Annotated in this window: 14 protein-coding genes; 6 read left to right on the plus strand and 8 right to left on the minus strand. The window is 47.3% G+C overall.

Annotation, left to right across the window (positions count from 1 at the left end; all coding sequences use genetic code 11):
- The first annotated feature begins 47 nt into the window (after nt 1-47).
- On the plus strand, nt 48-1,475 hold the full coding sequence (locus GJR95_RS00965; protein ID WP_162384109.1) for an MFS transporter: 1,428 nt from the start codon (nt 48-50) through the stop codon (nt 1,473-1,475).
- Nucleotides 1,476-1,516: 41 nt separating this feature from the next.
- On the opposite strand, the gene GJR95_RS00970 is transcribed toward GJR95_RS00965, so the two are convergent.
- The 4 genes from GJR95_RS00970 to GJR95_RS00985 all read right to left on the minus strand — a co-directional run bounded on the left by GJR95_RS00970 (nt 1,517) and on the right by GJR95_RS00985 (nt 5,948).
- The gene (locus GJR95_RS00970) at nt 1,517-2,815 is read right to left on the minus strand and encodes an amidohydrolase (protein ID WP_162391514.1); all 1,299 of its coding nucleotides are present in this window, start codon (nt 2,813-2,815) and stop codon (nt 1,517-1,519) included.
- Nucleotides 2,816-2,877: 62 nt separating this feature from the next.
- The gene (locus tag GJR95_RS00975; RefSeq protein ID WP_162384110.1) at nt 2,878-4,059 is read right to left on the minus strand and encodes a cystathionine gamma-synthase family protein; all 1,182 of its coding nucleotides are present in this window, start codon (nt 4,057-4,059) and stop codon (nt 2,878-2,880) included.
- A gap of 138 nt (nt 4,060-4,197) precedes the next feature.
- Nucleotides 4,198-5,310: a pyridoxal phosphate-dependent aminotransferase gene (locus tag GJR95_RS00980; RefSeq protein WP_162384111.1), complete on the minus strand. Its 1,113-nt coding sequence runs from the start codon at nt 5,308-5,310 to the stop codon at nt 4,198-4,200.
- 146 nt (nt 5,311-5,456) lie between these two features.
- Nucleotides 5,457-5,948, minus strand: a complete 492-nt coding sequence (locus GJR95_RS00985) for a lipocalin/fatty acid-binding family protein (protein ID WP_162384112.1) — start codon at nt 5,946-5,948, stop codon at nt 5,457-5,459.
- Between the two features lie 124 nt (nt 5,949-6,072).
- On the opposite strand from GJR95_RS00985, the gene GJR95_RS00990 reads away from it, so the two are divergent.
- The 4 genes from GJR95_RS00990 to GJR95_RS01005 all read left to right on the plus strand — a co-directional run bounded on the left by GJR95_RS00990 (nt 6,073) and on the right by GJR95_RS01005 (nt 8,566).
- A complete protein-coding gene (locus tag GJR95_RS00990) occupies nt 6,073-6,969 on the plus strand; it encodes an AraC family transcriptional regulator (RefSeq protein WP_232541040.1) in 897 nt (298 codons plus the stop codon).
- 72 nt (nt 6,970-7,041) lie between these two features.
- Complete coding sequence (locus tag GJR95_RS00995; protein ID WP_162384113.1) at nt 7,042-7,461, plus strand: ester cyclase; 420 nt, start codon at nt 7,042-7,044, stop codon at nt 7,459-7,461.
- 10 nt (nt 7,462-7,471) lie between these two features.
- Nucleotides 7,472-8,194: an SDR family oxidoreductase gene (locus GJR95_RS01000; protein WP_162384114.1), complete on the plus strand. Its 723-nt coding sequence runs from the start codon at nt 7,472-7,474 to the stop codon at nt 8,192-8,194.
- A 27-nt stretch (nt 8,195-8,221) separates the two neighbouring features.
- A complete protein-coding gene (locus GJR95_RS01005) occupies nt 8,222-8,566 on the plus strand; it encodes a YciI family protein (protein WP_162384115.1) in 345 nt (114 codons plus the stop codon).
- 118 nt (nt 8,567-8,684) lie between these two features.
- On the opposite strand, the gene GJR95_RS01010 is transcribed toward GJR95_RS01005, so the two are convergent.
- The 3 genes from GJR95_RS01010 to GJR95_RS01020 form a co-directional block, all read right to left on the minus strand.
- Nucleotides 8,685-9,911 (minus strand): DUF5009 domain-containing protein, encoded by a 1,227-nt coding sequence (locus GJR95_RS01010; RefSeq protein WP_162384116.1) that lies wholly within the window; start codon nt 9,909-9,911, stop codon nt 8,685-8,687.
- A gap of 10 nt (nt 9,912-9,921) precedes the next feature.
- Entirely contained in the window at nt 9,922-11,031 is a 1,110-nt protein-coding gene (locus tag GJR95_RS01015; RefSeq protein WP_162384117.1) for a family 20 glycosylhydrolase, read from the minus strand.
- Nucleotides 11,032-11,119: 88 nt separating this feature from the next.
- Nucleotides 11,120-12,457 carry a DEAD/DEAH box helicase gene (locus tag GJR95_RS01020; protein ID WP_162384118.1) on the minus strand — a complete coding sequence of 446 codons (1,338 nt, stop codon included), beginning with the start codon at nt 12,455-12,457 and terminating at the stop codon, nt 11,120-11,122.
- A gap of 76 nt (nt 12,458-12,533) precedes the next feature.
- On the opposite strand from GJR95_RS01020, the gene GJR95_RS01025 reads away from it, so the two are divergent.
- Entirely contained in the window at nt 12,534-13,868 is a 1,335-nt protein-coding gene (locus GJR95_RS01025; protein WP_162384119.1) for a DEAD/DEAH box helicase, read from the plus strand.
- Between the two features lie 18 nt (nt 13,869-13,886).
- Here GJR95_RS01025 and GJR95_RS01030 read toward each other — a convergent pair whose 3' ends face one another.
- Complete coding sequence (locus tag GJR95_RS01030) at nt 13,887-14,603, minus strand: immunoglobulin domain-containing family protein (RefSeq protein WP_162384120.1); 717 nt, start codon at nt 14,601-14,603, stop codon at nt 13,887-13,889.
- Nucleotides 14,604-14,942 lie beyond the last annotated feature (339 nt).

Genomic DNA, 14,942 nt, shown 5'->3' on the forward strand with positions numbered 1-14,942 from the left:
AAGTGTTCTATTTTTTTGTTAAATATAGACAGAACAGTCTATTCAATATGGAAAAACATAAGTCTAAATGGATCGCGCTCGCGGTGGTTTTATTAGCGCCATTGCTTTCTGTCATCGATGTGTTTATTGTGAATGTGGCCATTCCAGCCGTTAAAGCTGGCGTTCAGGCAACGGATGCACAGGTACAACTGGTCATTGCGGGCTATCTGCTTGGCTATGCTTCATTTCTGATTACGGGTGGAAGAGCGGGCGACCTGTTTGGCCGTAAAAAAGTATTTATGTGGGGAATGGCCCTATTTACACTTACATCCTGTCTGTGCGGACTAGCCCAGTCGCCCCTTCAGCTCAACCTGGCCCGGTTTGCCCAGGGGATTAGTGCCGCCTTTATGGTTCCACAAACCATCTCTTATATTCAGGTACTTTTTGCCCAGCCTACGGAGCGAACCAAAGCCGTTGGTCTTTTCGGTCTGACACTCGGTATCGCTTCGATTACGGGCCAGTTTTTAGGCGGATACTTCTCCGAAAGTCACTTTGCCATTGCTGGCTGGCGATTGATCTTTTTTATCAACTTACCCATTGGCCTGCTGGCGCTGCTCGCGGCTACGATCTACCTGCCCGAAACCGCGAGTAATCGTAGCCAATCGTTTGATTATGCTGGCACCGGGATATTGACCATTGCGCTGGTTTGTTTGATTTACCCACTTATTCAGGGTCGCGAAATGGGCTGGCCCTGGTGGACAATCTGCCTGCTGGTTGCTTCCGGGGGTATTTTTTACTATTTCATTCACCATCAGCGAAGCAAACTAAAAAAAGATCAGGCACCACTCATCAACATGAATCTCTTTCAATTTCGGGATTTTAACATAGCGCTGCTAACTACCTTGTTCTTTTTCATGGTGCATACCTCTCATTTATTGATTAGTACGTTGTATTTTCAGAACGGAATGGGTATTCCACCCTATCAGGCTGGGCTTAACTTCGTATTATGGGGTCTGGGGTTCATGATTTCCTCGCTGCTATCGATCAGACTGGTCGTGCGGTACGGGAAGGTCGTTTTACAAATGGGCGTGTTCCTGATGCTGATCATGCTGTTTCTGCAATTAAACCTGTTCACCCTGAGCTTACCTCGCGGGACCCTTCTGCTGCTGCTGATTCCCTATGGATTTGGGAGCGGGTTTGTATTGCCATCCCTGTTAAATATGGCACTTAAAAGTATCCCGATCCAGTTTGCCGGTGCCGCATCCGGAGTCTATTCTACCGTTCAGCAAACGGCTTCGGCGCTTGGAGTAAGTTTGATTGGGGGGCTGTTTTTTACAACATTACAGACAAATCAGGGCGATGGTCATGGTTATCTATCTGCTTTTCAGACGGGGATTGTTGCTGATATTGTCTGCCTGCTTCTGGTCAGTTACCTGCTTTACAGGTTACCAGATGCAACAAGCCAGTCCAAAACCGTAATCCTCCCTGCCGAGTAAATGCAGGTTGAGGATTACCTGAGAGGGAAATTGTCAATGCATTATTTTTTAACTTTTTGCTCCATATAATCCACGGTGAGGTGGCAAAGGGCTTTTACGCCCAGATCGAAGCTGGTTTCGTCAATCTGGAAATCGGGTGAATGATGGGCTACCTGATTTGATTTGACGCCTTTGGGCCGGGCACCGGTACTAAAAAAGAAACCCGGAACCTTCTGCGCAAAATAAGCAAAGTCCTCGGAACCCATGCCCGACGGAACCAGTACCACGTTGGATGTACCAGCCAATGCCTGTAACGTAGGAACCACCGCTAACGTCAGTTCTTTATTGTTAACCAGCATGGCATCCTCCATGCTAATACTGACTTCGGCAGTAGCGCCCGCACTTTCGGCAATATTTGTTACAACTTCCCTGATCCGTCGATACATGGTATTCCGCATGGTGGTGTCTAGGGTCCGAAGGGTGCCAATCATAGTTGCTTCTTCGGGAATAATATTTTCCCGGTTACCAGCATGAAAGGCACCGATTGTCAATACGGCTGCATGTTCGGTGAGCATTAAATTTCGGCTCACGATCGTTTGCAAACCCATCACAATCTGGGCACCCGTAACGATCGGATCGACGCCAGTCCAGGGAGCTGCGCCGTGGCTTTGTTTGCCACGTACCGTTATTCGGAAGATGTCATTTTCGGCGCTGACGCTGCCAGGGCGGTAGGTGAATGAACCGAGCTCAGTTCCGGATGAAATGTGCTGTCCGAAAATAACGTCTACTTTCGGATTCTCAAGCACTCCTTCTTTCACCATTAACTTGGCTCCTCCTTCTTCGCCGGATGGAGGACCTTCCTCGCAGGGCTGAAAAATAAACTTGACCGTGCCGCGTAACTCAGTCCGAACGGATGCCAGTACTTCGGCCGCTCCCATCAGCATAGCTACGTGGGAGTCGTGGCCGCAGGCATGCATGACACCCGTAGTTTTTCCATTATAATCTGTGGTAACAGTCGATTTAAAGGTTAAATCATTTCGTTCTGTGATCGGAAGAGCATCCATATCAGCCCGTAAGGCAACAACGGGTCCCGGCGCTTTCCCTCTGAGCAAGCCAACGACACCCGTTTTTCCGACACCCGTTTGCACCTCAATACCCAGTGACTTCAAATGAGCGGCTACTTTTGCTGCCGTTCGCACTTCACGGTTACCTAACTCGGGATGCTGATGAATGTCTCGTCGCCAGTCAATCACCTTTGCAGTCAGCGCTTCGGCCGCTTTATCCATTCGGGCCAGTAAAGCGGCTGTGTGCGGATTTCGAGGGGGCTGAACTACTTGTGCCGAACTGATAAAGGGTAGCATAAGGGCTGCTAACAGGCATCCTACCAAAGATCGATAGAAATGATTCATGGGTGCGGAGTTGGTTATAGTGCGGCCAGGGCATTGTCTAAATCACCGATCAGATCATCGACGTTTTCGATACCGACCGAATACCGGATCAGACTTTCAGGAATGCCCAGCAACCGGCGCTGCTCTTCCGTGAGTTCAACATGGCTGGTCGTTCTCGGCGGACCCGCTAAGGTACTGACTGAACCAAGACTGGCTGCGAGATGCACAAACTGGAGTTGGGGTAAAAACTTTTTGACGTTCTCATACCCACCAACTAACGAGAAACTTAGAATGCCACCAAACCCCGACATCTGCGCTTTGGCAATGTCGTGGCCGGGATGGGATTCAAGGCCGGGGTAAAACACATCACTGACTTTCGGGTGCGCCTTCAGATAGCGAGCAATAGTCAGTGCTGATGCGTTCTGGCGCTCAATTCGTAACTCCAGGGTTTTCATGCCACGGGCAATCATATAGGCCGGATCGGCTTGCAGGCTGGCCCCGTTAATTTCCCGGAACTGGAACACCTGCTCGACCAGCACTTTGGTGCCGCACAAGACACCACCCATAGCGTCGGAGTGGCCGCCGAGGAATTTTGTGGCACTGTGAATAACGAGGTCAGCACCCAGTGCCAAAGGATTTTGGTTGATTGGAGTCGCAAATGTGTTATCGACAACGGTAATGGCTCCTACTTTTTTGGCTGCGGCCGACAGCCGTTTTATATCGACAACCTTGAGAGTAGGATTTGTCGGTGTTTCCAGATACAGCACATCACAACCTTTGGCAATTTCGGCTTCCAGGTCGTCGAAGTCTGTTGTCCCGCAAAGCGTAACGTTTATTTGATAACGGGGAAGAAAGTCGAGGAAGAGTCGGCTGGCTCCACCGTAGGTATCTTTGATGGAAACCACTCGTTTGCCGGGAGCCAGCAAGGCAAATAATGTATTGCTAATAGCCCCCATACCAGTCGCAAAGGACGTAGCCGCTTCGGCTTTTTCCAGAATTCGGATTTTTTCTTCGAGTACATGAACGGTGGGGTTCGTATTTCGGCTATAGATATAGCCATCCGCTTTTCCGGTTGCTACCTTATGCCACTCGTCCAGGTCATCATACGCAAAAGCAACACTGTTGACAATTGGCGTTGTAACGGCTCCATTGGTAAACGGATCGGTCTCACCGGCCCAGACTGATGCTGTGCTTTTTTTGTACTTCGAAAAATCCATTCTGAACGCTAGTTTTCAGGTTGTTATTAAGGAAAATACCGAAATGTCTTCGGGGCAGTATTTCTCAATTTCCCTTAATAATACATAAAAAAGCCCGCCGGACATAGCCTGCCAACGGTTCCATAAGGGATTACCTGATCATTTTAGGTGCTCTGCCAGACAGCGGTCTACATGCTGTAAGCCACTTCGCAGTTCATCGGCAGTGGGATAGCCAAAACCGATGCGCATGTAGATCTTATCCTGTTCGAACCAATGCCCCGGCCCTATAAGCGTCTGATAATGAGTATATAGAGACTGGTAAAAGTCGTTGGTATTGATTGTGTAGCCTGCTTTTAACCGCGGAAAGCAAACGACTCCGGCTGTTGGCTCTACCCAGTCAAGATAAGGAGTTTCGGAGAAGAATTGGCGCGTAATGTCGAAATTTGTACGGATGACCTGATGCGTTTCCCTGAGCCGATTTGCCTGATTTTGTAAAATGTTCAGCGCAATTTGTTCATCCACAACCGAATTAGTGATCATGATCTGCTCTTTTGCGGCCAGAAACTGGTGCATTAACGCAGCATCGCGGCAAATGATCCAGCCAATGCGGATGCCCGGCACACCAAACGCCTTCGAGAGTGAACTGACCGAAATGACGTTTCTGCTTTTTTCAGCCAGATAGGGGAGAAGCGGGGTCTGAAAATTCAGATAGCGGTAGGTTTCGTCAACAAGAAGATAACAGTTATGCGCTTCGGCCAGGGTAATCAGTTCATTCAGAGTGTTTTCTGGAACGACGGTGCCCGTTGGGTTATGCGGATTGGTAATGCTGATGAGTCGGGTATTTGGTCGAATGGCCCGACTAATATGATTCACATTCAGGGCAAAGCGCTCGTCAAATGTCAGATCGACAATACTCATCGCGCAGTTGATGGCCCTGGGTGTTTCGAGGTTGGTGCCATAATTGGGCCGTACGACAACTAAATGGTCTTTTTCACTAAGTAACGTCGTGGCAATAATGAACAAGGCCGTGGCGGCACCACTGCAAACCAGCACATCGTCTGATTGAAGAAGTGGGCTCTCGCTGGCAATACAATCGAGTAATTCAGGATGCCCCCGATGATGACCATAACACAACAGCAGACCATCGAGCGGGAGGTTAAGCCCGCCCAGATGAATATCCCGAACGGAGCTTTCGGCCAGATTGTAGCGGATGGTTGAATAGCCTATTTCTTCCGGGGATTCGATTTCAATGGGCATCCGTGTGTACTTCATTCGGGTGGCGGTGTTAGTGAAATTGGGAAATAAATCATTGAAACCGAGATGGTGATCTTATATCAGATTCGGAGAAGCTCTTCAGGCGGAAGGTTCATGGGCACCGCCTAAGTTTTAGTCCAGAAAAATATCATACAATTGCTCAATCACTTAACAGGTAGCTCGCGCATAGTTATCAGGTGTTTAGCCAGCAGCGGATTATCGGCCATTAACGATTTGATGTGATTGAGTGTTTTTTCGGGAAGTTGTTGGGGTGTCCGGCTAATAATATCGACCCCTTCCGGTGTAAAAAGAGTTCTTGAAAACCAGATAACTGCCCATTGCCCATTGGGATCCTGCAGAACAACCTGCCACTGGCTGCGTACTAAACGTAAAACCCCTTTGCCGCGCCAGATATAGATCGACGAATCGTTTTTAGTCTGATAATCGAAGCCTGTAAGCGTTTTGGTTTCTCCCCTTTTCTGGTACTTGACCTCATCCAGCAAAACAGTCGTTTCTGCTTTTCTGTAGCTGACTGAATACGTGAATGTAGGGTTGGTTTTGTCGCCTTTCAGCCACATTGGAAAGTTTGTACTGCAAATAAACCAGCTTCCAAGTAGTGTCTGGACGATTGGGGTTAAATAAGAAGGAGAAAGCATTGGCGATAATTTAGTAGAGAATGGTCTGTTTTAAGAAACTGTTCAGAGACAAGGTAGGTTTTCGGGTAAAGTGAAAAGCACAGTGTCCTCACACGGTTTTTGCTAACCTTTATTAAATTTACGAATGATTGTTGCCCAGGAAAAAGATGTAGCGATCCCTACCTATTCGTTACAGCAAAGTAGCAGTTTTGGCAATACAGTTTTTGAGATCGTAGAATCCAACTACGAAATTCGTCGGCACCGGTCAAATTTTCTGGTACCGCACCGTAAGGACTATTATTTTTTGTGTCTGGTCCGGAGAGGCACGAGCCGCCATTGGGTTGATTTTGTACCGTATACGCTCCAGTCCAATACATTCTATTTTTCGGGTCCACAACAGGTGCAGGTCAAGGAAAAGGTCGAACCAATGGATGGAATTATGCTTTCGTTCACGGAGGAATACATCCAGATGGAAGAAAATCGGTCGCTTCGCCAGCTCCCGATTATTCAGAATCCCGACAATGCACACGAAATGAAACTTTCGCCGGAGAATCTGCAATTTCTGGACGATTTATTCGGTAAAATGCTGATCGAGTTCAATTCCGAGCGGAGTTGGCGAAATAACATGCTGCACTCGTATGTCAATGTGCTGTTGATTTACCTGAGTCGATTATATACGGAGAAATTTCAAGCCGATCACAGCTCACCTGATCGTAGTTTATTGACCCGATTCTGGTCTACTATCGACAGTCATTACGATAAACTTCATCAGGTTGCCGACTATGCCAATCTGCTCAACTTAACACCCGGCCACTTCAACGATCGAATAAAACAGCAAAGCGGAAAAACGGCTATTGAGCATATTCACGAACGACTCGTGCTGGAAGCCAAACGTCGATTGTTGCATACCGACCTGTCGGCCAAAGAAATTGCCTGGCAACTCGGTTTCGAAGATGGGGCTTACTTCCACCGCTTCTTCAAACGCCTGACGGGCGAGACGCCGACTACCTTCCGGACAACAATCCGTGAAATGTACCATTGAAACCGTCATCCAGCCAATAAGCGCGCCTGATCGAGCCTGTAGTTTTGTGACCTCAACAAAGCACGAAACAGTATGAGCTCAGAATCAGAGCAAAACAAGGCCATTGTTACCCGTTTCAACAAGGAAGCCATTGAAGAAGGCCGACTTGCCGTCTTCGAAGAATTAATCGACGCAGCGTTTATCAATCACACCGCCCCTGCTGGTATGTCGTCGGGCAGAGACGGTGTCATTCGATTCATTATCGACATATTGCGCCCGGCGTTCCCGGATTTGCGCGTCGAAATTTACGATCAGGTTGCCGAAGGGGATAAAGTCGTTACCCGAAAAGCGTTTCACGGCACGCATCTCGGCATGTTTATGGGCATTCCGGCCACGGGTAAATCCATTGTTTTCCCAGTGATTGACATTATCCGATTGCAACACGGGAAATACATTGAACACTGGAGTATCCGAGATACCCACGCTGTTCTTCAACAACTCACTCAGGCTTAAACTAACTAGCATGAAAACTGTATTGATTACCGGCGCCAATAAAGGCATCGGGCTGGAAGCTGCTGCCGAATTAGTCCGTTTAGGGTATTTTGTTTATCTGGGCTGCCGTAATCTGACGTTGGGTCAGGAGGCCCTAAAAGAACTCCAGAAACGGGGTTTAACCAATCTGGCTCTGATTGAGCTTGACGTAACTAAACCCGAATCCATTAAAAAAGCGGCTGAACAGGTTGCTGAAAAAAGCTCATCGCTGGATGGATTGATTAACAATGCCGGTATTCCGGGGGCGTTTCCGCAGGATGCGTCGACAACACCAATTGAGGTCATCCGGACTGTTTTTGACACGAATGTCTTTGGCGTAATTCAGGTAACGCAGGCGTTTCTACCCTTGCTGCGTCTATCGGATGCGCCCCGAATTGTTAATGTAAGCAGTGATTTGGGATCATTGGGCAACCATTCGAATCCCGATTATGAATTTTACGGCTTGAGTCCAGCGGCTTATACGCCCTCAAAATCCGCTCTTAACGCTTATACAGTTATGCTGGCGAAGGAGTTGAAAGGCACATCGTTTAAGGTCAATAGTGTCAATCCTGGCTATACAGCTACTGATTTTAATCACCATACTGGCTATAAACCGGTCGATCAGGCAGGCCGTTTTGTGGCCAGTTTTGCAAGACTGGATGCCGACGGACCCACCGGGCGATTTTTTAGCGAAGAGGGAGAAACCTCCTGGTAAACTGATTTTATAAGCGACTTTAATCCAATGAAAACGTACCTTATTTTGATTCGTGAACCAGACGGTCGGTCAACAATTCCCTCGGCGGAGGAAACGCGTCAGCATCAGCTTGATTGGAAAGCCTGGATCAGCAATCTGCTGGAAAAAGGCCACTGGGAAGGCGGAGCATCGTTAACGCTGTCAGGCAAAGTGATGCGCCCAACTCATATTGGGCCACAGGTTTCTGAAGGACTATATCAGGTAAATGGGCAGGAAATCGTCGGTGGTTATTTACTACTAAAAGCTTCTGATGTTGACGAAGCCGTTGGCTTGATGAAAACCTGCCCCGTTTTTGATGCGGATGGGTTTGTAGAAATCCGGGAGATGATGTGAAGCTAATATGCAGTATGGCTTTTGTCGATTGTTTAAATCAGGTAAGTGAAAAATGAGAAACTGTCTCCCTCTCATGATTAAAGAGAGGGACTGGGTAAGGTGTTGATCATCAAGTTGATTACAACTTCAGCTTTATTCTCATTTTACCTAAAACGGCTGTAATGCCTATGATCAGGAAGGCAAATAGAAGTGATTTTAGTAAGCCAACTACGCCGGTTTTTAATGATTCGGGTAGCGAAATGTCGGCCAGACTGACGAAGCTATAGAATAGATAAGGCATCAGGTAGCTGGTCAGCGTGCTGGTTCCGGCGGGTTTTATCAGATCAAACCACTGCGCTTTTCCATTCAGATCGACCAGCCAATACGTTATCGCGTAGACTATGAATGCGATACCGCAGCAAAGAAAAATCCAGGTGGGAGTTGCATGAATTTTTGAGATGATAAAGAAATTTCGGGCCAAGAATCCTGCTCCGAGGAATAAGATACCAATTCCGGTATAAAGAATCGGCAACTGCTGCGTTTTACCTGTTCGCTGTGAGCGTGTCAAAAGAAGTGTGGCCAGGATACCGGTAAAAGCAAATGAATCGAAAGCGCCATTGTCGGGAATCCAAGTGCGCGGGCCATCGGGCCATAGAGTGTGCAGCCATCCCGCATGGCCTGCTATGCTTAATAGAGTGAAGAACAACCAGGAAGCGATCAATAAAAGCGGCTGTTTGTGAAGAAATAAATAGAGGATCGCACAGGTTAAATAGGTCCAGCCAATTAGGCCCAGAATGCCCCACCATTGAGGTACCATTCTGGCTAGATTATTGTCGGGGCCGCCTTTGAAAATAACGGCCAGAACTATCAACAGACAAACGCCCAGCAGTTGCAGGCCAATGAAAATGATTTTCTGGATTCCCTCCCCATTCGGATATTGATTCCAGATTAGAAAGAATCCGGTTACCATCAGAATCTGAAACCAATCTGAGCTCATGCCGGTCGCATTGGCATTCAGATCAGGCAAATTGACCGTAAAGACACCCATCACCAGCAAGGCAAACGACCGAATGATAATGTGCTGAATAATTGACGCATACGAGTCTCCTTTGCTGAGACGCTGGCGGATGGAAAAGGGAATCGCCATGCCCAGAATGAACAGAAAGCAGGGAAAAACTGTGTCGGCAAAACCCAGAAAGTCCTGATCCGCATGAGCGTGTTCAAGCCAGACTGGAATACTTGATAATGTTCCCAGATCATTCACGAAAATCATCGTCAGCATGGTCAACGCCCGAAAAACGTCAATGGAAAACACTCGTTTTAGCAGTAGATCTACTGTCGTGGATTGAGGTTGAGCAGATACCATGTTGTGGAAGTTATTGAGCCTCGTTTAGTCTTTTTATTTCATTGTACAGCGCTTTGAAGCAATTTGCCTGCGTATTGTCGCCTGCATCCGTATTCACTTTTACTCCGTAAAATTCATCCAGAAACGGCCCGGCACCCGACCAGACCGTTTGCATCATCCCCTGAAACCGTTCCTTCATTAAGGGTGTGACCGACTTGCGGAATTTGACCATGTCCTGCGTCTGGGTGACGGCAAAATCTGGCTTTCGCCAGGGGCAGGTAATCACGCTGAGCCCTTTCGTGGCGAAATAAACAGCCGTCAGGTCAGGGCGTTCATAGTGCCAGTCGCAGATCATCACGTCTTTTGGGATCAAATCGATCGCTCGGTACGTATTGTTAAAACTACCTTCCCACATGCCAATGCCAGTGGTTTTTCCGTCAATCAATCGGTCGCCCCACATCCAGAGTTTACGATTCGTTTTTGCCAGGTGATTCCTGATTTCGGTTACCTCTCCGGCAAATAATTCGGCTTTATCGCGACCCGAACAGCGTGGACACTTATCGTCGCCGATAAAAAATACCTCGTCCATTCCAGCATGAAAGGCATCGGCCTCGAATACGTCACAGATTTCGTCTACCAGCTCAAAAACAACCTTATGAACACCCGGATGCAAGGGACAGTAACTCTTGCAATAGAGCCCATCAGCATTTGGCCAGACGTATTTGTCAGGCATTTTAACGTGGGGTGTTTCGTCAAAGTCAGGGTATACGCGAAGCAGGTTATGCGTCGTGCTGGCCCAGGACTGGTGACCGAGTAAATTGATTTGGGGAATCAGACGGATATTGTTTTTCTGACAAACCTTGACCAGTTTTTTTACCTCTCGCTTCGACAAGGCTATGCTGTCACTAAGCTCGGGGTGGCTATCAAACTGATAATTAAAATCAACTCTCAAAATCAATGTATTGACTTGTCGGGGAGCCAATTCTTCGTCGATAAACTTGATGAATGTATCCAGTTGTTTAGGCTGCGGAGCCGCAATACAAAAACCACGGACGGGTAACAGACTATCGAGTTTCGATTGGGCGAATACAGTTTGAACAAGGCAAAAAAGAGTAATAGCGGTTACTATGAACTTGGTCATTTGCGATGAATGGGTGCGTTTATCAACGTCAGGAACAGTATCGAAAGACCAAACCCGTTGTATTCTATTCAACTGAGTAGCTAGTTTTTTACCGCGCTAGCTCAATTTTATACTTTTTGCCTTTCATTTTCTCCTGACTAATCAATGCTAATAACGCCTGAACTTTCTCCTGTTTAACAGCGGCAAACGAAATAAAGTCTTTGACTTCAATGAGTCCTAAATCGCCTTTGTCCAGATGCCCTTTTTGGGAGAAAAAGCCTACTATATCAATTTTGTTGAGTTTGTTTTTCTTGCCACCACTGATATAAAGCGTTGCAAAGTCGGGTGGCCTGGGCAGGGTTAGTTGCCCCGATTGATTGTCGGTTGATAATCGGAACTCATCGAGCGATGCATCCAGGTATGAGGGTCGAGGTTCATCGCGAAATAAAATCACGAAAGCGGTTCCTGATGCGTGCATGCGGGCCGTTCGCCCATTACGATGCGTAAACTCGTGTGCCTGCAAGGGTAAATGATAATGGATCACATACTTCATTTCCGGAATGTCGAGCCCACGAGCTGCTAAATCGGTCGTTACCAGATACCTCGTGCTTCCGTTTCTGAATTGAATCAACGCTCGTTCGCGGTCGATCTGCTCCATGCCACCATGATAAACGAGCGAATGAATACCCCGCTCGGCCAGTAATTCGCTGGTGCGTTCGGCAGCATCCCGATGATTACAGAAAATCAAGGCCGCTTCTGAATTGAGCGAACAAAGCAGCTCAAATAAGGTATCAAGTTTATCTTTCGATTCTGAATAGACAACTTGTATGGTTAAGCCCGATGACTCGTCGTTCTCAGCCCTGAATGTTAGCTTGGTTGGCGACTTGAGCCGGATAAAATCAGGAATAGTGATGCCCGACGTTGCCGAAACCAGCACACGTTTCCGGAGGTTGCGTAACCCACCGATAATAAAGTCCATTTCGTCATGAAACCCGAGCGCCAGCGACTTGTCGAATTCATCAAGAATCAGGGTATGAATACCGTCCAGCGAAAACGACCGACGGGTAATATGGTCAGCGATTCGGCCGGGTGTGCCAATCAGAAGGGCTGGCGGATTGCTCAGGTTTCTGATTTCGGTTTCTACAGGGTGACCACCGTAGCATACATTTACTTTATAGCCCGTTGCCATTTTTTTCCAGACCTGCTCAATCTGCAAGGCCAACTCGCGGGAAGGAGCCAGAATGAGGCATTGTACAGTTTTTTGCTCTGGCCTGAGTAACTGGAGAATGGGGAGCAGAAAGCCGACGGTTTTTCCTGAACCGGTGGGGGCTATTAAAAACGTATCGTTGTCTTGCAGGATCGCTTTTTGAGCGGCTTCCTGCATGGGGTTTAAAGCCGAAATACCCAGGTTTGTCAGGATCTGTGCTTGCTGCTGAGGGGTTATCATACCGTAAAAGTAGCTCAAAATGTGGGGGCTACTAAAGAATAAGCCTACCTTCGTAGTCTATTTGACCAGTATGACTATGAATTTCGACGAACTGAATCTGAATAAACCCCTCCTGAATGCATTGAGCGATCTCGGGTATACAACGCCTACAACGATCCAGGAAAAGGTATTCTCGGTCGTTATGTCGGGTCAGGATGTGTGCGCAATCGCCCAAACGGGAACGGGAAAAACCTTCGCCTATCTATTGCCCTGTCTTCGGCAATTTCAATTTTCGAAGGAAAAACTTCCTCAGCTATTGATTATCGTTCCAACGCGCGAACTGGTTGTTCAGGTTGTTGAAGCGGTAGAAAAACTAACTACCTACATGAATCTGGTCGTGGTTGGCGTGTATGGTGGTGTCAATATGAAGACCCAGCTCGCGGAGGTTCGACAGGGGATTGATGTGTTAGTGGCCACGCCCGGTCGTCTGGCCGACTTACTATTGAATGGGGCCGTGAAAACGAAGGCTATCAAGAAACTCGTGATCGACGAGTTCGACGAAATGCTGAATCTTGGCTTTCGTACCCAGCTAAAAATTATTCTGGATTTGCTTCCCCATAAACGACAGAACCTGTTGTTCTCGGCTACTCTTACCGACGATGTAGACCAACTGGTCAACGCCTACTTTAATAAGCCCGTTCGTGTCGAAGCGGCTCCGGTTGGCACACCACTGGAAAATATTGAACAGACGGGCTACGAAGTGCCGAACTTTTATACGAAGGTGAATCTGTTGCGATTGCTGATAGAGCAGGATTCGACCATGAATAAAGTGCTCGTCTTTACGGCGACCAAACAACTGGCCGATCAGTTGTACGAGCAGTTAGAATCCGATTATTCGGATCGACTGGGGATTATTCACTCCAATAAATCGCAGAATGCCCGTTTTAATGCCGTAGAGCAATTTAAGGCAGGTACGTATCGTCTTCTGATTGCAACGGATATCATTGCTCGTGGCATCGATGTAGCCGACGTATCGCATGTCATCAACTTCGACACGCCGGACGTGCCGGAGAGCTACATTCACCGCATTGGACGAACCGGCAGAGCCGACAAAAAAGGCATCGCCATTACGTTCATTACCGAAGCCGAAAAAGAGAAACTGGCCGCCATTGAAGCGCTCATGAATTACCAGGTTCCTCGAGTACCTCTACCCGAGAAGCTCACCATTTCAGACGAACTGATGGACGATGAGAAGCCTAAAGTGTACATGAAAACGATTGAGGTAAAGGCTCCCAAACGTGACGATGTTGGACCGGCTTTTCATGAGAAACTTGCGAAAAACAAGAAGGTAAATGTTCGGCGCGATCATGCCGCCGAAAAGATGTTAAAATATGGCAGACCCATCAAGCGTAGTGGCAAGAAAAATAAATAGCCACCGACTGAAGGGTGCTTATTCGACTTTATTCAGACTATACCGATCTCCTTTCCGTTTCACCGTTAATTGAAAGACTGTCAGTTGATCGGGATGTTTGATCTGAAGCCGGTAGTTTCCAACTGGTAGCTGGTTTACATCGAAATAGCGTGTGTATTCGACGGATTTGTTGTGTTCTCTGTAATATTCCATCTGTTGCGCATCATCGGTTAGGGTAATATATAGTTGGGAATGTTCGGGATTGGTGCAGTAAAGCACCAGCTTGCCTAAGTCAGTTACGACAGAATTTGCCGAAAATGTCAGGTCTTCTTTCTGTAACGAGGAAGCTTCCAGTGCAGTAGTAGGAGTCGAATGTCCAGCAGAGCGCGAAAACTGGGCAGCATTACTCGCGAGTAAGTCATGAGATTCAATCTGGTAATCAAGCAGATGACGATTGGTAAGACGATCCAACAGTTCATCGAACAGACGGACATTGTGCCGGGTTAATTTGATATATCGTCCGGGTAGTTTCTCCTCGTAAATGACCTGGTGCGCTGTGTTAAAGAATTGAATATGAGTGGTCCGGGTTTTGTAATCGGTTCGTAGTTTCCAGTAAGCTCCTGTGGAGTCAATTGGGCTGGAATCTGCTGTTGAGAAATAGGGGTTGGACTGCGCCAGAACCGGCAATGAACCAACCAGCATACTAACGGCAAGGAGCAGCCAGTATCGGCAATTTGCATGCGAAGAAACCATCATAGTTGCTGTTTACTGTTCTTAGAAAAAACACAGATTCTGTATTTCGTAATGCTTTGTTTACCTCTGGAATGGGTATCGACCGTATCGAGTGATGGAATTAATGCCACAAATTCGTTTTGGTCGTTCTATCGCATTAGTCTAAGGTTAAGATAGATTCAGCAAACTGGCTGATTTCGTTTCATTCAGTAGTGCAAAGCGCTTGCCAAAGAAGAAAAATGGCTATATCTGTACAGAAAAGCCTTTTTTTGCTGGTTAACATAAATTTGTTGTCCGTTTGTGGACAAACCATGTACGCATCTGGACAGCACAATTATTCAACAACGTGTTCATCAATGCTAT

Source organism: Spirosoma endbachense (assembly GCF_010233585.1).
GTDB lineage: Bacteria > Bacteroidota > Bacteroidia > Cytophagales > Spirosomataceae > Spirosoma > Spirosoma endbachense.